This window comes from Pseudomonas sp. MYb13, from assembly GCF_002980075.1.
GTDB classification, from domain to species: domain Bacteria; phylum Pseudomonadota; class Gammaproteobacteria; order Pseudomonadales; family Pseudomonadaceae; genus Aquipseudomonas; species Aquipseudomonas lurida.
Genome location: NZ_PCQI01000003.1, coordinates 186,614 through 205,990, shown reverse-complemented (window position 1 = coordinate 205,990; position 19,377 = coordinate 186,614). Strand labels below are relative to the sequence as shown.

Below are 19,377 nucleotides of genomic sequence, written 5' to 3'. Positions count from 1 at the left end.
CCCCCATAAAGTCTATCTAGAGGATATTTTGATAATTAAAGGTCGCGCACAACACCCGCGCCTTAGCAACTTATCCTCATGAGGAGAAAATGAACCATGTTAGCTACGACCCATACAAAAACACAAAAGGGACAGTCGCTGAACGCTTTAATGTTTCGCAAACTAATGCCGATGTTAATCTTTGCTTACGTTATAAGCTTTCTAGACAGAACTAACATTTCACTTGCCAAAACACACATGGCAGTAGACTTGGGTATTTCCGCTGCCGCCTACGGTTTTGGTGCAGGGCTCTTCTTCCTTACCTATGCACTCATGGAGGTACCCAGTAACCTGATCATGCACCGGGTAGGTGCCCGACTCTGGATCACCAGGATCATGATCACATGGGGGTTGTTGTCTGCCGGTATGGCCTTCATTACCGATGAGACTACGTTTTACATTGCCCGCGCGCTACTGGGCGCAGCTGAAGCCGGATTATTCCCAGGTGTAATGCTCTATTTAACCTATTGGTTTGGTCGTGAGCAAAGGGCACGAGCCAGTGGCTATTTTCTAATCGGGGTCTGTCTCGCGAATATCATTAGCGGGCCGGTTGGCGGGCTGCTGTTAGAGATGGATGGAATCTGGGGTTGGCATGGCTGGCAGTGGCTGTTCTTCTTGGAGGGAATTCCAGCTGTTCTATTCTCCGTCGTGATTTGGCGAAAGCTTCCGAACGGCCCATCTACGGCAAGTTGGCTATCAAAGGAACAAGTCTCTGAAGTAGAGCAAGTTCTGAAGAAAGAACATGATGAAGAAATCGCCTCCGGCAATGTAGGTCATTCTTTTAAGGGAGTTCTAAAAATCCCTCAGATTTGGCTTGCAATCGCGGTGTACTTCCTCCACCAAGTTAGTGTGTATTCGGTAATTTTCTTCTTGCCGGGCATCATTGGCACGTATGGAGGCTTGTCATCGTTACAAATAGGATTGTTAAACTCAATCCCATGGGTCGCAGCAGCACTCGGGGCAGCGTTTCTTCCAAAGTTTGCAACTACTCCGAAAATCTCACGCAAAATAATGTTCGGTGGGCTGCTCCTGATGTCGGCTGGATTGACCCTCGCGGCCTTTACCACTCCACTGATAGCTCTAATAGGATTCACTCTTACGGCATCGATGTTTTTCGTTGTTCAGCCTGTGATATTCCTCTTTGCCAGTTCAAGACTGGCGGGAGCAGGTATGGCGGCGGGTCTGGCGTTAGTGAATACCTTTGGGATTACTGGTGGTTTCTTCGGCCCTTCACTTCTGGGTTTCGTTGAACAAACTACTGGGAGTACGAAGAATGGACTCATTATTGTAGCGGCTCTTTTAACGCTCGCGGCATTCCTGAGTTTGAAACTACGTCAGGCACAAGAAACGATTACTACAAAAACGCGGGGCAACATTGTATTGCCCCAGGCTGCGCCGTGTATTACTGATAATGTGAGGACAAAATGAAGAGTACATCCCTGGCACTTAAACTACATCCCGATGATAATGTTGCAATCGCACGCGCTTCGATACCTCAAGGAACCGTGGTTGCGGAGTTCGGTAATATCGTGGTGCTCGCCGATGTGCCCGCAGCGCACAAGATCGCCCTTGCACACGTAAACCCAGGTGATCCTGTTCTGCGTTATGGCCAGATTATTGGGTTTGCTACTAAACCCATTGAGCCAGGCGATTACGTGCATACGCACAATCTGGAAATGGCGACGTTCGAGCGAGACTACGCGTTCGGCGAGGATGCCAAAGTCGCGTCGCCTGCAGCCTCTCCCGTGACATTCCAAGGTTTCGTCCGCGCTGACGGGCGAGTAGCAACTCGAAACTACATTGGTGTAGTGAGCACTGTTAACTGCTCCTCCACTGTTACCAAAATGGTGGTTGAACACTTCTCGCGAAACGGTGTGCTGGATGCTTACCCAAACGTGGACGGTGTGGTGCCGATCACCCACAGCTTCGGTTGCTGCATAGAGCACAATGGCGAGGGGGTTAACCAACTGCGGCGCACGCTAGGCGGTTTCATCAAGCACGCCAACTTCGCTGGCGTGGTCGTCATCGGCCTTGGCTGTGAAGCCAATCAGATGGGCGCGCTGTTCATGGCCCAGGGCATCGAGACCGGCAAGCTTATTGCTCCCGTGGTCATCCAAGACGTTGGCGGAACCCGCAACGCAGCGGATGCCGCCATTGCCGCCGTGGAATCCATGTTGCCGGTTGCCAACGAGTGCCGACGTGAGCCGGTCTCGGCGCGGCATCTGACCGTGGCGCTCCAGTGCGGCGGTTCAGACGGATACTCGGGCATCACGGCCAACCCCGCCCTCGGTGTGGCTGTCGATATGCTCGTAGCGCAAGGTGGAACTGCCATCCTTAGCGAAACGCCGGAGATCTACGGCGCTGAACACCTGTTGACTCGTCGCGCGGCTACCCGTGAGGTCGGCCAGGGTATCGTCGACCTTATCAAATGGTGGGAAAGCTACGCAGACCGCGAAAAAGGCAGCATCGATAACAACCCCACGCCTGGTAACAAGGCCGGCGGCCTGACGACCATTCTTGAAAAGTCTCTAGGCGCAGTTGCCAAAAGTGGTTCCTCAGCACTCATGGGCGTTTATCGTTACGCCGAGCCCATTACAGTCCGAGGCTTGGTGTTCATGGATGCGCCTGGCTATGACCCGATGGGAGCCACTGGCCAAATCGCCAGCGGCGCGAACCTCGTTGCGTTCACCACCGGACGCGGCTCGTGCTTTGGCGCCAAACCTGCTCCTTCGATCAAGCTTGCGACGAATACCAAGATGTACACTCGCATGAAGGATGATATGGACATCAACTGCGGGGATGTCATGGATGGCGATGCCACCCTTGAATCGAAGGGTAAAGAGATTTTCGACATGCTCATACGCGTGGCTTCTGGGGAAAAATCTAAAAGCGAGGCGTTGGGCGTCGGCAATGAAGAAACAGTGCCTTGGATGATCGGCGCTCAAATGTAATAAGCGAGCAAAAAAAAGAGGCGCCCTGATACCTGGGTGCCTCTTTTTAAAACATGTTGGTGGAATTAATCAGCTTCGACAGGCTTGTGCGCATCGGCAACGATCAGCGCCCCTGTATTCAGGATAAACTCGGCAGCACTTTTGATGTCATCTTGCAGTGATTCACAGGCGGCAACGGAGTCACCCTTCTTTAAAGCATCTACCATCGCTGCGTGATGACTGGCTTGCACTCGCTGAACCACACGCTCAGTGCCAGATCGTAGGTCATAGTTGATGATAGGCCCTATTCTCAGCCACAGGGACTCAACTATCTGGAGCAGGATGGGCATGTCCGCCTGATTATAAATTGCGAAATGCAATTCTTTGTTCAGCGTAATCAGCCGTGACTCATCGGGAGCGCCTTTAGCAAACTCCGCGCAAAATGCCTCGTGTATCTTTTCTATCTCAGCCAGCGCCTGCGAATCAACAAGCTCGGCAGCACGAGCCGCAGCTTGCCCCTCCAGATTCAACCGGATACTGGTAATTTCCCGGAATTGGCTGACTGTCAGTACAGGAACGCGAATATATCGATTAGCCGCCATTTCAAGCGCTTGCTCAGCGACCAACCTGTGAACAGCCTCTCGCACTGGCATGACGCTAACACCTAGAGCGTCCGCTATAGATCTGAGCGAGAGCTTTTCCCCTGGCATAACGCGTCCGCTTATCAGCAGGTCACGCAGTTGGGCATAAACGTCCGCACTGAGAGTCTGGCGGATCATGGGCGTTACGAGTGTGGATATGTTCATGGACTGATTATAAGCAGATTCAACCCTTGGGCATAGAACAATAAGGCATCTGTGATCACAGCGGTGATAGCGCTAAAAAAAAGCGTAAGGCGCTGTCCCGTTTTCGACTGGAAGCTGCGTCTTGCACGAGTCCGTCGTTTTCCGGGGTGCGTAAATGCCGGAGCAAGCTTATCGGCCTTCTTACCGTCGAAACAATTCTTGTGTATCACTCAATACTGTGATCACATATCACTGCGCTTAGGGTCGGCTCAGATTTAAGTCGATAGCATCGGCATAAATAAAAATAAGACTGGAGGACGGTATGAGCGCACCACAGCTGTGGGTTCGTTTGGACAGGCTCTCCCTCGTGAATAGCCTTTTCGCCACACTGCTGCGCAATTTTCTCCAAAGAATGCGCTCGCTCGACACATCTCTACGTTGCGCAACGCACTTGCACGCGTGCTATCGAGGAGAACTATCCCAGTGGTCACCAGGTTGGGTGGAGCATGAGGCACTGCCCACACAGAAATGCAGATACACAGCTTCTGTTTTTTCTGTCTGTTCAGAGCTGCAGCGGGCCCTTCCCACAGGAGATTTCAGGAAAGCACAACATTCCCCGCGCAAAGAAAAATCTTAGCTTTTGCTCATTAACCTACTTGCGTCGACAGGACTGGTACAAAAACTCATCCTTTCAATAAAAACAAAAGAGTGGTGAAAACATGCGAATCGAGATCGTAGCAGACGTAAAAACAACCCTAGGCGAAGGCCCCCTCTGGGATGTGGAACAGCAACGTTTGTACTGGATCGATAGCTTCGACGGGCGAATACTTCGCTGCACTGCCGACGGCCGGGAACTGCGCGCATGGGATGTTGGCCAGAAAATCGGCTCAATGACCCTGAGAAAAAGTGGCGACACTGCGATCGTTGCGTTGCAAAACGGCTTGCATACTCTCGATTTGAAAAAGGGAGATCTTGAACTAATCATTGATCCTGAGCCGGGACGCCCAAAAAACCGGCTGAATGATGGCAAGGTCGATCGCCAGGGGCGCTTTATCGTCGGCTCCATGGATACGCAAGAGGACGAGACAAGCGCCAAGCTCTATCGCCTGGATCCTGATCTTAGCCTGCATACGCTTGACGAAGGCATCATCGTTTCCAATGGGCCGTGCTGGAGCCCGGATGGCACAACTTTCTATTTCTCTGACACCTGGTCAGGGGAGGTGTGGGCATATGACTACGAAATTGCCACAGGAGCCGTATCCAATCGCCGTACGTTCGTCAAGATAGACGGTTCAGGCGGTGGTGCTACGGATGGATGCACCGTAGATGCTGAAGGTTGCGTTTGGCTGGCATTGGTCTACGCCGGCCAGATCGTTCGATATACCCCCGACGGCCGAGTGGATCGAGTCTTGGATATGCCCGTCAAGAAGGTGACCAGCGTGATGTTTGGCGGGCCTGACCTGGACGTTCTCTACGTCACATCAATGGCCCGTCCGCCGCTGCCGCGTTTCCCAGGTGATGGACAGGATCGGGGCGCGCTTTTTGCCGTGTACGGTTTGGGTGTCAAAGGTTTACCTGAGCGTCGATTCGGCAGCTAACTCTCACTCTTTCGATCCGGTCTCTACACAACGGTGCTCTGCATAGAGCACCGAGGATTTTCTCATGCAAAATAAAAATAACGCGTCGCTCAGCAAGATCCATCGCTACTCCTGGGTGTCGTTGTTGGTGTGCTGGCTCATATGGGTACTCAATGCATTTGACCGTGAAATCGTTCTACGCCTGGGCCCTGTGATTTCCAAACAATTTGATCTTTCTCCGGACGCCTGGGGGCAGGTAGCAACCGTCGTCCTGCTGGCTTTGGCGGTGTTGGATATCCCAGGCTCGATCTGGAGTGATCGCTACGGTGCCGGTTGGAAACGCGCGAAATTTCAAGTACCACTGGTTCTGGGCTACACGGCGCTGTCCTTTTTGTCCGGGTTCAAGGCGATCAGCCATAGCCTGACGACTTTCGTAGCCCTGCGTGTGGGGGCGAATCTAGGTTCGGGTTGGGCTGAACCTGTCGGTGTGAGCAACACCGCCGAGTGGTGGCCGGTGGAGCGTCGTGGTTTTGCATTGGGAGCACACCATACCGGATACCCCATCGGCGCAATGCTAAGCGGCCTGGCGGCCAGCTTCGTTATCTCGACCTTTGGTGAGGACAATTGGCGTTATGTGTTCTTCTTCACCTTCGTGGTCGCCGTCCCATTGATGCTCTTTTGGTCGCGCTATTCCACCGCCGACAAAATCACCACGCTATACACCGACATTGCCCGCAAGAACATGACACCACCTGATATTGCGCCAGTTCCCAAAGCCCAGAAGGGGCATGGATGGCGCACCTTCAAAGCAAGCCTGGCTAACCGAACCATTACCCTCACTGCCGGTAATACCATGCTGGCTCACACCGCTTATATTGGTGTGAACATCGTTCTGCCAGCCTACCTATACAACATCATGGGGTTGTCGCTCGCGGAATCGGCGGGTATGAGCGTGGTCTTCACATTGACCGGCATCCTCGGTCAGCTCATCTGGCCTAGCTTGTCAGACATCATTGGGCGAAAAATAACGCTTGTTATTTGCGGCATCTGGATGGCAGTCAGTATCGCATCGTTCTATTTCGCCAGCACGATGACACTGATCATCATCATCCAGTTGCTGTTTGGGCTAGTAGCCAATGCCGTCTGGCCAATATTTTATGCAGTGGCATCTGACTCAGCGGAACCCGGAGCGACATCCACCGCTAACGGAATCATTACAACCGCCATGTTCGTCGGTGGCGGGCTCGCGCCGGTCATCATGGGCACGCTCATCAGCTTAGGTGGTGGATGGCATAGCCTAACCGGTTACGTGGTCTGCTTCTTCTTCATGGCCGGCTGTGCATTGGCAGGCGTGGTACTGCAACTGTGCACCAGCGAACCTCCCCGAACAGTCAAACAAGTAGCGTTCGTTTAAGCCGAATGGGCGGTGGATAACACCGCCCATTCTTTTGAGCATGCGCTTAGAAGTTCCTTCTCAGAAGCTGGCAACATCATTGCGAGTAAGCATCAGCGTGCCGACTTCACCACAAGAAATGGGAGTGATCTATGAAGTATCGATTGAGCGACGTCAGCGTTCAGGCGCATCCACAGAGTTGGATAGCACCGACGGCCGCAGTCATTGGCCAAGTGCATTTGGCAGAAGGATCCAGCGTCTGGTTCGGTGCAGTGATTCGTGGGGACAACGAGCTGATACACATCGGCGCAGGCTCCAATATCCAGGATGGGGCAATTCTTCATACCGACCCTGGTTTTCCGTTGACGCTGGGCAAGGATGTCACTGTCGGCCACCAGGCCATGCTCCATGGATGCCAAGTCGGAGATGGTAGTTTGATCGGGATCCAAGCGGTTGTGTTGAATGGGGCAATCATAGGTGCGAACTGCCTCATTGGCGCCAAGGCACTCGTCACCGAGAAAATGGTCATCCCGGATGGGTCATTGGTGCTGGGCTCGCCTGCCAAGGTTGTGCGCACACTTAGCGAGGAACAGCAAGCTGGACTGCGGGCCAACGCACAGGGATACGTTGCTAATTCAAGTCGTTTTCTAGCAGAGCTTTCAATAGATGCCGGCGATTCGAGGTCGACAGAATAAATGGGTCTATGAGGAATTAACAAATTCCTCTGGGCATCGGGGAGGGAAGCAGATTTTATCAGTTCCACACTGCTCAATGGGGTGTGATCGGTGTGAGCCTTCTAATGTGATATGAAAGAAATTTGCCATTCGAGCATGCACATTCTTAATAAACGGCTCGACAGCTAGGCTAGTGGCGAGCCGTTATAAATCTATTGCGAAAGCTTGATCACAGGTACTCGACATTACCGTCGATGCTGATTGCTTGACCTGTCACATTGTGCGCTGCAGGAGAGCATAGAAATAAGGCCATTGCTGCCACATCCTCCGGTGGAGTCATGCGGCGTAATGATATTTTCTTCAACGTTTGTTCGAGCATTTCAGGCTCGGAGATTCCTAACTGCCTGGCGCGATCACTGATGACGCGATCCTGTCGAGGGCCTTCGACGATACCTGGTAGTAGTGCGTTGACTCGAATGTCTTTTTCACCCAACTCCGCAGCCAAAGACTTCATCAGCCCTACAATTGCCCATTTGGTCGCCGCGTAAGGACTTCGCCAAGCGTAACCTAAGCGTCCTGCAACGGATGAGATGTGAATGATGTGAGCATGTTCTGACTCCGCCAGCAGGGGAACAGCATGATGAGCGAAGCGATACTGCGCATTGAGGTTAATGTCTATCGTCTGTTCCCATTCGACATCGCTAATTTTGTCGATTCCGCCTGTTGGCCCTGCGATTCCTGCGTTGTTGATCAGCACATCGAGCCCATTCACCCAATCACACTGAGTTTCAAAAACTCGCTTAATTTGGGCTGAATCGGAGACATCGGCCAGCGTGGCCAAAGCCTCAGGATAACGCTCACGAAATTGTGCGATCGCCTGCTCACTTACATCGCATACATGGACTCTCGCCCCAATTTCGAGAAAAGCAGCAGCGATGGACTCTCCAATGCCTGCTGCCCCACCGGAAATCAAAACCCTCAATCCGGTATAGGGTGTCAGCCGCTTCATCACGTTCATAGCCATTCGTCCTGTCTTGTTCTTGTTCATGAGTTCTCCCTTGCCTACAGTGCGCGTAGACAAGAAAACCTCATCAAGTGATATGTGATCACAGTATGTTTGTCAAGGCAGACTAGCCGCAGATTGCAGGTGATTACCGGAGGGGGGGGCAGACTCCTACTCTGGCTCAGCATTGCTACCTGCGGCCGGATTAATCTGCGAGAGGCAGCTGGCGGCGACTGCGCTTACCGCAGCACTTCATCATTATCGGATCTGGGCCATGGTCGGGTAATCCGTATAACCTCGCTCCTCACCCTGGTAGAAGGTGGTCGGGTCTGCGTCATTCAGTGCGACACCGTGTTCGAATCGCTCTACCAGATCCGGGTTGGCCAAGAACGCAGTGCCAAAGGACACCAGATCAGCATTTCCTTCTCTGAGGGACGTTTCTGCGCGTTCCGCGTCATAGCCCCCATTGGCGATGTAGGTGCCTCCGAAACGACGCTTTAGTTCTCTGAAGTCGAATGAACCCGCACCGACTTCTACTACGTGAATGTAGGCTAGCCCGTAGCGACTGAGCATTTTCGCTGCATAGTTGAATGTCGCTCGCGGATCGCTGTCGCTCATGGAGAAGTAATTAAAGATTGGCGACAGGCGAACACCCACGCGGCTAGCCCCGAATACCTCGATGACCGACTCCACAACCTCCTTAAGAAACCGAGCGCGATTTTCTGCAGAGCCGCCGTATGAATCGGTTCGGGTGTTGGTGCCATCGCGCAGGAACTGATCGATCAAGTAGCCGTTCGCGCCATGTATTTCCACACCGTCAAAACCTGCACGCTTCGCGTTTTCAGCACCTTGGCGAAAATCCCCAATCACACCAGGAATTTCATCCAGACTCAGAGCCCGTGGCGACTCGTAAGGCTTCAGTCCTTCAGGCGTGTAGATCTCGCCATCAGCCTTGATCGCTGAGGGGGCTACCGGCAGCTGATTATCGAGCTGTACTAGGGAGTGTGACAGGCGCCCAACGTGCCAGAGCTGGAGAAATATCCGTCCGCCCTCTGCATGCACGGCGTCGGTCACGTGTTTCCAGCCGGCGATTTGCTCGCTGGTGAAGATGCCCGGTGTTCTCATGTAGCCTTTGCCTTGAGCCGAGACCTGGGAACCCTCAGTAATGATGAGGCCGGCGCTTGCACGTTGACGGTAATACTCGACTACTGTGGAAGTTGGAACATCACCTTGGCCAGCCCGGCTTCGCGTCAGAGGCGCCATCACCATATGATTTTTCAAGGGTAGGTTGGCGATTTGAGCGGGGGACAAAAGAAGGTTGAGATTGCTCGCTGTCATGACGTGCCTCAGTATGATTTGGGGTGTTGGATAGTTATCGTCGAGATGATTTTCACGCCGGCTTGAGCGGCGCTAGTTGAGCCGTCCTTGTTGCCGCAGCCGTGTGCCAATCCGCTGTATTTCCGTTTCACCCTGCGCCAGAGCTGCCTTGCTCGTGTGAACCGAGTAGTGACCCGTTACTAGGTCGTACGGATGCTTTACCGCCGAGCCCATCACGAAAGAGCAATCGCCTTTCGCGATGAAGTTGATGCGGTGCTCTGACTCTTCGAACACGGCTAATTCGCCGGCATTGATCAACCCACCTGCGTCCAGACTTCCAGAAGTCACAGCGAGCCAAGCAATGTTGTGACCGGATGGAGGGGTGTAATACCAGTGCTCACCGTCTTTTAAACTCACGGCGAGATAGTTCATTTCACTCGGCACTTCAATCAGGCTTTGGGCTGCCCCGTAACGTCCCAATAGCAAACGCGCGGGGCCTGCTTGAGGAACTTGCGACGGCGCAAGGTAGACACTCATCGCGGGTGCGTTTTCAAGAGATGGTGGCAATGCCACCCAGAGCTGGAATCCCTGTATTGCGGAATCGCTTGCTAGCGTAGCGTCGTGCCAAACCCCATTGCCGGCCTGCATCCACTCAACACCACCCGCGAGCAATAAACCGGTCGCCCCAGTGGTGTCCTCATAAGAGACATCCCCTTTTGTCATGAAGGTAACCGTTGCGATTCCTGAGTGCGGATGCATGCCGAAACTCGACTTACCACCACTGGCGTTAAGGCTGAAAATGTCCAGGAAAATAAACGGTTTCAACAGCTCTCCTAGATCACCTGGACTCATTAGCCTCGTTATGGGGCCATGTGTGGTTCCTTCAGTACGATGGACAATGGCGCGTGGTCGAACTACTACGGTGGCGGTCATATGCTTTCTCTTTGTTCTCCCTTGCCGACAGACGATGTCGTCGAGCGGAGTTCCGGCTGACTGGACTGGATGTGGATTAACTCGTGATGCCGAAAAGCCTTGACGGTCAGCCCGTAGGAGAATCCGGCAACTGAAGATCAGCTGCAGCAATGACTGAAGGATATGCGTCTATTGATTGCTTTATTAGATGGCATAATTGGATTGAACTGATCCATTTATGTGGTGGGTGGTAATAAGATGATCGATCTGAATGACATCGCATTGTTTGTAAAAGTGGTGCGCAGCGGCAGTTTCGCTGAGGCAGCACGGCAGTTAGGAATGCCCTCAAACACCTTAAGCCGGCGGGTTCAACAGCTTGAGGCTCAACTCGGTACAAGGCTGCTGCAGCGCTCCACGCGCAAGCTCACACTCACCCAGTCTGGCGAGGCTTTTCATGAGCGATGCTGTGGAGCCGTGGATGGACTGATTGACGCTGGTGAGCAGCTAATGACAGGAAATCAAGAGCCGAGTGGCACCGTGCGCATTGCGGCAATGGCTGATTTTTTCGACTTCTTTCCTATGGAGTGGGTAGCCGATTTTCTCAAGGCGCATCCACGGGTACACGTCGACTTTGTGCTGAGTGATGCACGCGCCGATTTGATCGCTGATCGTATCGACATTGCGTTTCGAGGTGGTGCGTTGCAGGACTCAGGATACGTCGGTCGCCAGCTCCTTGGAGCTGGTAACGAAGGTTTGGTGGCCAGCCCGAATTACCTTAAAAAAAGAGGCGTTCCTACTGAGCTTGGAGATCTGGTCAAACACGATTGCGTGAGCTTTGGCCATCCTAGCGGCTTCACCACCTGGGTTCTTCATGGGCCAAACGATGCGGCGGAAGAGGTGCGGGTCACTAGCCGTTTCAATGGAAACACCGCCCAAGCTTTGCGCAAGGCGACGTTGGCTGGGCTAGGAATTGCCTTGCTGCCGCCCGCCATGACAAAGTCTGATCTTCAGACAGGGCGCCTTGTGTCTGTGCTGCCGCAGTACCATAGAACCGGATACGGCCTGCATGTGCTTTACCCCAGCCGGCAACATTTGCCCTTAGCTGTGTCTGCATTCATTGGGTTGGTGATGGAGAAACTGGAGGGACAAGAATTTCCTGCAACGGCTCTCTCCTGATCCATGCATCCGTAAAGAGCATGGGATATGCCTAAGAATGACGCAGGCGCATGATGGCATCTGTGATGCCTTGAGCATTCTTGTCCAGCGTCTCCATCGCCCCGATTGCGTTAGCGGCTACATTCTCCGCTCCGTTATCAAGGAGCCACTTAGTCACCTCTTCAATGGCTGCGCAGATTGCATGCTGGTTGTGCAGTAGCAGTGTGAGAGCGTCTGCGGTGGCTATGTTCGCTTCAGAGCTATTTGGCATCGGTATCTTCCTTGATGATCTGGTGCGTAGATCGTAGCTGATCTCTCGCCTGCCGATTTCTTTCTGAATCTACGCGTAAGGGGGTGGCCTATGAGTGGGGAAAGTTGCTGGAGATCAGCAAAGGTCTGAGGCCATGTCGACTACTGCCATTCTGATTACATTCTGGTTATAGATTTTTTTTCAGGCTACCTCGAACGAGATCCCTACTTAAGCGCCTCGCGCATCATTTCTCAGTTGAAGTATGTTCGCAAATGCCACCAACCTGCGTCGAACGAGCTGCCTCCTTGGCCTCTTTGAGTATTTGCTCAGCATGTATCGCCGGATCGTCGTCCAGTACCAGTAGATAGCCTAATAGTGAGAGAGCCTCGGCTCGCTTTTCGATGAGCAAGCGTTCAGGATCACGATTCACTTGGTAGGCTCTTCCTGGTACACGTGGAGTTTCAGTCATTAATGGTTCCTTAGGCGCTCGTACGCTTTCCCTTCCCCGAGGATACACATTGGCTATGAGCAGAAAAGGAATCACATATCGGAAATAGCGGAGTGAAGCTATCCTGGATTCTGAAAATTCAAGCCTGGAGCTCTTCGGCAAGCGGAGCGCGCAGGCGTGCCGGATGTCCGCCCGAAGGGCCAAGACATGGCCTGCCATGGCTTGGTTTACGACAGCCCTGCGCCTCCGGCGTCACGCCCTAATCATCAACCAGCTCCAACCTATCTGCAGGAAATGACCGGCGATCAACTGCGCGAACTTGAAAGGAATAAGCGAAAAGCTTTTTGGGCTCTAGCCAACCTCCACCCTGGTGATCCCAACGCATCTGAACTCCTTATCGTCCTCGATAACCTCGATGCCCTAGAGCGAGACATCAGACCTTCCACGGATAAGGCACTCGAATCGAGTGAGGTGCGTGACGTCGTCTCGGTGAAGCGTCATAACTCCGGCATCGATATTGTCTTGGAACTCGATATCCCTCAGTCGTGGAGAGAACGCTGTAAGCGTCCGGGAAAACCACCTACATCATGTCGAGCGTTAGGATGCAGTGCATTATTCCACCCTTATCGCTCGTCATAACGCTTGCGAGCCTCATTAAACCCCTCTGACTGCTCGATCACCCACGTCCATAGCGGAATCATCTGCACCAATAATCCCATTCCAAGCTCGGTCAGAGCATATTCGACACGCAAGGGCTTCTCGCCAAAATCGCGTCGAGAGATCAGGCCGTCGCGTTCCAGTTGACGCAGTGTGTGAGTGAGCATGCGTTGAGTGACGCCGTCCAATCGGCGACGTAACTCCGCGTGGCGCAAGGGGCTACTCACACCCAGCGCATGCACCACGCCTAGTGACCATCGGTTTCCAGAATGACTAAGGATATCGCGCTTGAGACCATCCTCATCCTCGCTCAGTTCGCGACAGGCATTCTGTGAAAGGCGCACGATTTCCTGAGCATCCAGACCGCTCGGTATCACCGATGTACCTACTTTTTGCGCATCGATGTCCATGACAAGATTCCTAGCTTCAAATTAAGTACGTCAGACAGGGGCTCACCATGCAGGCTGCTATTTCAAACGTCAAACAACGTATTCTGGTATTGGGGGCAGGCGAACTAGGGCTTGCCGTATTGCAAGGACTGGCCGGCCGATCAACCGAATCGATCAACATTACCGTGCTGCTGCGTCAAGCCACTGTGCAGAACTCGTCAATGGAAAAACAACAGGATATTCAAGCCATCAGGAAGCTAGGGGTTGCTATTGAGACAGCTGACATCACCAATGCCTCCATCGAAGAGCTTGCGGCGGTGCTGGGACGCTTCGACACGGTGATCAGTTGCGTAGGGTTTGCTGCGGGCCGGGGTACTCAGCTTAAGTTGACTCAAGCCGCGCTCACATCGGGTGTGAAACGTTATATTCCATGGCAGTTCGGCGTTGACTACGACTTAATTGGTCGTGGCAGCCCTCAAGACCTGTTCGACGAGCAACTGGATGTTCGCGACCTGTTACGTGCTCAATCTCGGACTGAATGGGTGATTATTTCCACCGGCATGTTCACCAGCTTCCTATTCGATCCAGCTTTCGGGGTCGTTGACCTAAACGCCGGACAGGTTAATGCGTTGGGCAGCTTTGAAACCATGGTTACGGTGACAACACCGGAGGACATAGGCACGCTCACCGCCGCCATTGTCCTGCACAGCCCGCGCCTTATTAATCAGGTCGTTTACACTGCTGGTGACACCCTCACCTACGGCGCTTTGGCTGATTTGGTTGAGCGAGTCATCGAACGGAAAGTCGAGCGCCGAGCGCTTAGCGTGCAGCAGTTGCTAGCAGACCTTGCAGAAAAACCTGACGATAACTTACGAAAATACCGGGCAGTTTTTGCTATGGGCCGTGGTGTGGCATGGGATGTAGCGATGACATTCAACGCAATACATGGATTACCAGTGACCAGTGCAGAACAATGGGCGCAATCAAGTTTGCGTCGTAGCTAAGGTTGGCAGACGCGCGTTGAGTCGCTGAAGAAGCGCCCATTCTTATGGCAGGAGTCGTTCGATTTCGCTCACCCGCTGCATCGTCAGACGAGTCAACACACCCCTCATAAAGTAAACGCACTTTGCACAGATCGGCCAGGCGTCCACCGATGCGGAAGCAGTTGCTCGATCTCACTGGCTCGCTGCGTCGGCAACCTCGTCAGCACATCCTTGAGATAAGCATACGGGTCATGCCCGTTGAAGCGCGCCGACTGGATCAGGCTCGCGATCGCTGCCGCCCGCTTGCCGCTGCGCAGCGATCCCGCAAACAACCAGTTCGACCGCCCAAGCGCCCATGGCCGGATCAAGTTCTCGATCTGGTTGTTGTCGATGGGCACAGCACCATCGTCCAGGTAGCGCGTCAGCGCTACCCAGCGTTTGAGGCTGTAATCCAGAGCTTTGGCTGTGGCCGAACCCTCGGGCACAAGTCCACGCTGTGCCAGCATCCACTCATGTAGTTTTTCAGCGATGGGCACCGCCGTTTCCTGGCGTAGTCGCCAGCGATCTTCGTCACTCATTTCCTTGGCATGTCGCTCGACTTCGTACAGCCCACCAATCGAGTGAAGCGCCTGCTCCGCCAACTGGCTTTTATTGGCCACATGCAGGTCGAAGAACTTGCGGCCTGCATGCGCCATGCAGCCGATTTCGGTGATGCCCAGTTCGAAGCTGGCCTTGTAGCCGGCGAAGTCGTCACAGACCAGCTTGCCGTTCCAGATACCCAGGAAGTTACGCGCATGTTCGCCGGCACGGGTGAGGCTGAAGTCGTAGACAACAGCCTTGAGTGCCGAAAATGGCGTGCTGCTGTAGGCCCAGACGTAAGCACGATGGGTTTTCTTCTCTCCCGGAGCCAGCATTTGTACCGGCGTTTCATCGGCGTGAACCACGCGCTGGGCCAGCACCACTTCGCGCAACGCATCGACCAGGGGCTGAAGCTGCACGCCGGTTTGACCCACCCACTGCGCCAGTGTCGAGCGCGGAATGGCCAGGCCGGCACGGCCGAAGATCTTTTCTTGCCGGTACAGCGGCAGGTGGTCGGCGAACTTGGCCACCATCACATGGGCCAGCAGGCCAGCAGTGGGGATACCCTTGTCGATTACCTGCGCCGGCACCGGGGCCTGGATCAGTGTTTCGCACTGCCGACATGCCCATTTCCCACGCACATGCTGTTCGACGGTGAACACGCCCGGCGTGTAGTCCAGCTTTTCGCTGACATCTTCACCGATGCGCTGAAGCTGGCAGCCGCAAGCGCACTGGGTGTAGTCCGGCTCGTGATGGATCACAGTACGTGGGAACTGCGGTGGCAACGGTACACGCTTGGGTTGCTGGCGTGGTTCTGCCTGTGCGGGAGCGGGATGAAGGGCTTTTAACTCGGTCTCGATGGCTTCGAGGTCAGTATCGAGCAGGTCATCGAGCAAGCTGCCTTGCGCCGGGCTGATCTGCTCGCTGCGCTTGGCAAACTTGTGGCGCTTAAGGATGGCGATTTCGTGAGTGAGCTGTTCGATGATCGTTTCATCACGATGGATCTTTCGGCTCTGGGTGTCGACCTTGGACATCAACTGCGCAGCGAGTGTGCGCAGTTGTTCGGGGGTCATTTGGTCGAGATCGGGCAAGGAAGTCATGGGGGTGGATTTTACCAAAGCAGCCCGACTGCTTCAGTTAAAAGGCAGCATTTAAAGCAATGTAATTGCGCCGCCCGCACCGACTCGTTGCCAGGGTAATCCAAGTACCAGCGCCTGGAGTTGTTCGGGGTCGAGTTCGACCTCCGTTCCACGATAGAGGCCTAGCCAATGAAACTTACCTTGGTTCAAGCGCCGTGCCGCCAGCCAGATACCGACGCCGTCGTGCACTAGGACTTTCATCCGATTGGCCCGACGGTTGGCAAAGAGGTAAGCGCAGTGCGGCTTCGCCGCACCGAACACCGCGACCACTCTGGCCAACGCAGTCTCAGTGCCGGCGCGCATGTCCATAGGCTCGGTGGCGAGCCAAATTGCATCGACGCGAATCATTGGGCCAGGCCACGAATGAAACAGGCGCAGCCGTCCGGATCCGAGGCTGGCCATTTTACGGTGATGGATTTATCACCCAGAGGCAGCGAGATCATCACCATCTCTTCTGATGCTCGCCTTGGTACCGTTTTTACCGGAACGAAAGCCGGCAAGGTTGCAGGCGATTGATCCCGGTAAGCCGGTAGCCACTTGCGGATCACGTTAGCATTGATGCCGTGATGGATGGCTACGCTGGAAATTGTCGCTCCGGGTTGCAGGCATTCCTGGACGACCTGGGCTTTGAATGGTTTCGGGTAAGAGCTTCGTTGGCGCATGGAAATCCTTGCGATAAGGGCGATCGCGTCCGCTTAAAAATACGCGGACACCATCGCCCTTAATGCTGGAGTTCGGTAGGTGACTTGGCCGGACGCTTACTCAAAACTGCCGTATTGGAGCCCTTGAACCCGTGGTGTCCCGATCGACCTCGTCGAGCCGAGCCGAGTTTGCTGGTTTTAGCGAAATCCTAACCTCTGTCCTTGATCCCGAGCCCCTTAACTGACTTGGCACGATTCTGATCCAGCGAGTTGTAATAGGTGTTCTGAGTTGTCGACATACTCTCGTGGCGTAAGTCAGCTTGGAGATCTTTGATATCACGAAATGGCGCGTCAAATGTAGCCGCCGTGTGACGCAACCAATGTAGGGATGCCGACCGAAGCTTGTCCATCTCTAAGTCAGTTTGACCCTCGTCCTTCATGCGCTGAAGTGATTTATCGAACACCATCTGAATGAGGGCACGAATGTAACGATCTGACAGGCCAGCTCGACCTCTGACCGTTGTGACTAATGGAGTACTCTCCTTGTAAGACGGCAAGGGGGGAAGGGAGAGGGTGGTCCGATAACGCTTCAAGTAGGCTTCAATGTATTCGTCTCGCACGCTAATTTTCGCGGCCTTGTTGCCCTTACCGACAACGTTGAACCACCAGTTTTCACCGTCGTACTCGAACGAACCCATTGTAGGCTTCCAGTTGTCCCGACCGACGAGATCAGAGATTCGGAGGTAGAGAGAGAAGAGGGTGGCCACAATGAATAGCGTACGCTCGTGCCTAGGATCCTCTGCAGCCATGACTTCTGCGGTCTCGATTACATAATTCCACTGGAGCGGAGTCAGCGCCTTACCAGAGCCGATCACCGTGTTGCGCTGCTTAAAGTTGGATTTTTGTTTGACGGACCTAATAGGATTGGCGTCAGCGGTCAGGCCTTCGTCGATTGTGTACTGAAAAAAACTGCCACAAACAGCAAACACTTGACCCATCGAGCCAGCAGACATTTTGTAGGCTGTTTCATCTACATCTTTACAGTTCTCCGCAGCGACCTTGCGAATTTGCTTATCGATTTTGACGTTACAGGGCCGCCATTTGTCGTTGATGATGTAGGTGTCAGTTTCAGCAGCCTTACGACCTCCCACCCGGGTAAATCTCGATTTGACGACAGGACCAATCCACTCAGGACGAGGCTGTAAGCAAAACTCCAGGAAGCTCTCACAATCATGGCGTTTGAGTTCGAGAAGCGGCTTCTTGGCGATCAGAAGAGACCACAGCAGCAGACGTTCAACGTGGGTGCGGTAGGAATTGAACGTGGCTTCATTGTTTGAGTAGGATTTTAGAAATCCGCGTACCGCCAGGTAACCATCCTGAGCCTTCAACTCTGACGGAAAGGAGAACAGGTACTGAGAGACAAGAGGCAGTTCATCAATCACACGACTAAAATTCAGGTTTCGAAAACGGTTGTACGCTTCAAATAAAGGAATTGGAGTTGTAGCCATGTAAGCACCAAATAAGAGACGGAACAACGTGCCTCGATGATAGGCAGCGTTTGGCAGCCCTGCAATAACCGAGTCTGCGCGTTATCGGATATTACATTTCTTTGCTGAACGCATTGTCTACCTACTCCTCAGATTGTTTTTCAAACATCACGGGGCAACTGAGGAGACAAAAGCCGCGACCAATCCCGACTTAACAGATCAACACACGCATTTGGAGCTCCTCCAAAGCATCTGAGTGAGACCTTGGTCATATCGTTGCTATAAGTGATGATGTTGCTGTCCTGATCGAACAACTCGCCTTTACTCGCTCTAAGTAGTGCGTGACCAGCGGCCACATCATGAGCTGACACGGGATAAAGCGAAATACCGCAGACCCCATCACCAGCAGCTACACGTGCAAGTCGGTAGGCGATGCTAGGCATGGCATGAAACGTACCAGGGAAGCACAACTCGCTATTTTCTTCAGGTCTACCCACTGCGGCAGCGCTGACCATAACAAGCCGGTCAGTCGCTATGTTTTGTTGACTCAGATCCACTTCAAGGGGGCAACCGTTGCGAAGCAAATGTGATAGTCCCTCCGCCCACGCAATGCAATCCTTACCGCGGTCATCAGTTACGGGCGCGTAAACCACCCCTAAAACAGGCTGAGCATCGCGTAGTAAACCTACAGAAATTGATGAGCCTCTGACACCTTTCAGGAAATCAGCGGTGCCGTCATTTGGATCTATTACCCAACACCATGCATCGTTAGTTAAAGCATGCCCGGTTTCCTCACCCCAAAAATCACAGTCAAGCAACCGGAGTAGAGACTTGCGAAGCTGCTGCTCAATCTCGATGTCCACTGCTGCTTTGTCGCCATAACCACGCGGCCCTGCAGGTCTTTCCCACTCTGAAGCCAGCAGTTCTCCTGCGAGTCTTACCTCATTTACTACCTGCTCGAGCAGCGTAATTAGGTTCACGACTTTCATAAAACCTCTGACTTTAGATTCCGAATATTG

19 protein-coding genes are annotated in these 19,377 nt (G+C 53.5%); 7 read left to right on the top strand and 12 right to left on the bottom strand.

Features of this window, described 5'->3' with window-relative positions; all coding sequences use genetic code 11:
- Positions 1 to 96: 96 nt before the first annotated feature.
- Together CQ002_RS07845 and CQ002_RS07840 are read left to right on the top strand one after the other, a co-directional pair.
- Positions 97 to 1,467, top strand: a complete 1,371-nt coding sequence (locus tag CQ002_RS07845; RefSeq protein WP_105162273.1) for an MFS transporter — start codon at positions 97 to 99, stop codon at positions 1,465 to 1,467.
- Positions 1,464 to 2,990: a UxaA family hydrolase gene (locus tag CQ002_RS07840; protein WP_027620501.1), complete on the top strand. Its 1,527-nt coding sequence runs from the start codon at positions 1,464 to 1,466 to the stop codon at positions 2,988 to 2,990. Before CQ002_RS07845 ends, CQ002_RS07840 begins: the two co-directional genes overlap by 4 nt.
- 65 nt (positions 2,991 to 3,055) lie before the next feature.
- Here CQ002_RS07840 and CQ002_RS07835 read toward each other — a convergent pair whose 3' ends face one another.
- The gene (locus CQ002_RS07835; protein ID WP_224789372.1) at positions 3,056 to 3,748 is read right to left on the bottom strand and encodes a GntR family transcriptional regulator; all 693 of its coding nucleotides are present in this window, start codon (positions 3,746 to 3,748) and stop codon (positions 3,056 to 3,058) included.
- A 725-nt stretch (positions 3,749 to 4,473) separates the two neighbouring features.
- On the opposite strand from CQ002_RS07835, the gene CQ002_RS07830 reads away from it, so the two are divergent.
- The 3 genes from CQ002_RS07830 to CQ002_RS07820 all read left to right on the top strand — a co-directional run bounded on the left by CQ002_RS07830 (position 4,474) and on the right by CQ002_RS07820 (position 7,419).
- Positions 4,474 to 5,352, top strand: a complete 879-nt coding sequence (locus CQ002_RS07830; protein ID WP_105162275.1) for an SMP-30/gluconolactonase/LRE family protein — start codon at positions 4,474 to 4,476, stop codon at positions 5,350 to 5,352.
- Positions 5,353 to 5,416: 64 nt separating this feature from the next.
- Positions 5,417 to 6,745, top strand: coding sequence for an MFS transporter (locus CQ002_RS07825; protein ID WP_105162276.1), 1,329 nt, complete (start codon positions 5,417 to 5,419; stop codon positions 6,743 to 6,745).
- 131 nt (positions 6,746 to 6,876) lie between these two features.
- The gene (locus CQ002_RS07820) at positions 6,877 to 7,419 is read left to right on the top strand and encodes a gamma carbonic anhydrase family protein (protein ID WP_105162277.1); all 543 of its coding nucleotides are present in this window, start codon (positions 6,877 to 6,879) and stop codon (positions 7,417 to 7,419) included.
- A 208-nt stretch (positions 7,420 to 7,627) separates the two neighbouring features.
- Here CQ002_RS07820 and CQ002_RS07815 read toward each other — a convergent pair whose 3' ends face one another.
- The 3 genes from CQ002_RS07815 to CQ002_RS07805 form a co-directional block, all read right to left on the bottom strand.
- Positions 7,628 to 8,416 carry an SDR family oxidoreductase gene (locus CQ002_RS07815; RefSeq protein WP_105163132.1) on the bottom strand — a complete coding sequence of 263 codons (789 nt, stop codon included), beginning with the start codon at positions 8,414 to 8,416 and terminating at the stop codon, positions 7,628 to 7,630.
- 243 nt (positions 8,417 to 8,659) lie between these two features.
- Positions 8,660 to 9,739: an alkene reductase gene (locus CQ002_RS07810; protein ID WP_105162278.1), complete on the bottom strand. Its 1,080-nt coding sequence runs from the start codon at positions 9,737 to 9,739 to the stop codon at positions 8,660 to 8,662.
- Between the two features lie 72 nt (positions 9,740 to 9,811).
- Positions 9,812 to 10,651, bottom strand: coding sequence for a pirin family protein (locus tag CQ002_RS07805; RefSeq protein ID WP_105162279.1), 840 nt, complete (start codon positions 10,649 to 10,651; stop codon positions 9,812 to 9,814).
- 237 nt (positions 10,652 to 10,888) lie between these two features.
- Between CQ002_RS07805 and CQ002_RS07800 the strand changes: the two genes are divergently transcribed.
- A complete protein-coding gene (locus tag CQ002_RS07800) occupies positions 10,889 to 11,806 on the top strand; it encodes a LysR family transcriptional regulator (protein WP_105162280.1) in 918 nt (305 codons plus the stop codon).
- Between the two features lie 31 nt (positions 11,807 to 11,837).
- Here the strand turns inward: CQ002_RS07800 and CQ002_RS07795 are convergent, their stop codons facing one another.
- From CQ002_RS07795 to CQ002_RS07785, 3 genes are all read right to left on the bottom strand, one after another.
- Positions 11,838 to 12,056 carry a hypothetical protein gene (locus CQ002_RS07795; protein WP_064053317.1) on the bottom strand — a complete coding sequence of 73 codons (219 nt, stop codon included), beginning with the start codon at positions 12,054 to 12,056 and terminating at the stop codon, positions 11,838 to 11,840.
- Positions 12,057 to 12,279: 223 nt separating this feature from the next.
- On the bottom strand, positions 12,280 to 12,504 hold the full coding sequence (locus tag CQ002_RS28115) for a hypothetical protein (RefSeq protein WP_146117459.1): 225 nt from the start codon (positions 12,502 to 12,504) through the stop codon (positions 12,280 to 12,282).
- 602 nt (positions 12,505 to 13,106) lie between these two features.
- On the bottom strand, positions 13,107 to 13,550 hold the full coding sequence (locus CQ002_RS07785; protein WP_056845121.1) for a helix-turn-helix domain-containing protein: 444 nt from the start codon (positions 13,548 to 13,550) through the stop codon (positions 13,107 to 13,109).
- Positions 13,551 to 13,597: 47 nt separating this feature from the next.
- Between CQ002_RS07785 and CQ002_RS07780 the strand changes: the two genes are divergently transcribed.
- Positions 13,598 to 14,533 carry an aromatic alcohol reductase gene (locus CQ002_RS07780; RefSeq protein ID WP_105162281.1) on the top strand — a complete coding sequence of 312 codons (936 nt, stop codon included), beginning with the start codon at positions 13,598 to 13,600 and terminating at the stop codon, positions 14,531 to 14,533.
- A 104-nt stretch (positions 14,534 to 14,637) separates the two neighbouring features.
- Here CQ002_RS07780 and CQ002_RS07775 read toward each other — a convergent pair whose 3' ends face one another.
- From CQ002_RS07775 to CQ002_RS07755, 5 genes are all read right to left on the bottom strand, one after another.
- Positions 14,638 to 16,191 carry an IS66 family transposase gene (locus CQ002_RS07775; RefSeq protein WP_105162282.1) on the bottom strand — a complete coding sequence of 518 codons (1,554 nt, stop codon included), beginning with the start codon at positions 16,189 to 16,191 and terminating at the stop codon, positions 14,638 to 14,640.
- 51 nt (positions 16,192 to 16,242) lie between these two features.
- The gene (tnpB, locus tag CQ002_RS28455; protein WP_033951059.1) at positions 16,243 to 16,578 is read right to left on the bottom strand and encodes an IS66 family insertion sequence element accessory protein TnpB; all 336 of its coding nucleotides are present in this window, start codon (positions 16,576 to 16,578) and stop codon (positions 16,243 to 16,245) included.
- Complete coding sequence (locus CQ002_RS07765) at positions 16,575 to 16,892, bottom strand: transposase (RefSeq protein WP_079380470.1); 318 nt, start codon at positions 16,890 to 16,892, stop codon at positions 16,575 to 16,577. Before CQ002_RS07765 ends, tnpB begins: the two co-directional genes overlap by 4 nt.
- Positions 16,893 to 17,080: 188 nt before the next feature.
- A complete protein-coding gene (locus CQ002_RS07760) occupies positions 17,081 to 18,379 on the bottom strand; it encodes a site-specific integrase (RefSeq protein WP_105162283.1) in 1,299 nt (432 codons plus the stop codon).
- A 140-nt stretch (positions 18,380 to 18,519) separates the two neighbouring features.
- Positions 18,520 to 19,347 carry an inositol monophosphatase family protein gene (locus CQ002_RS07755; RefSeq protein ID WP_177431155.1) on the bottom strand — a complete coding sequence of 276 codons (828 nt, stop codon included), beginning with the start codon at positions 19,345 to 19,347 and terminating at the stop codon, positions 18,520 to 18,522.
- Positions 19,348 to 19,377 lie beyond the last annotated feature (30 nt).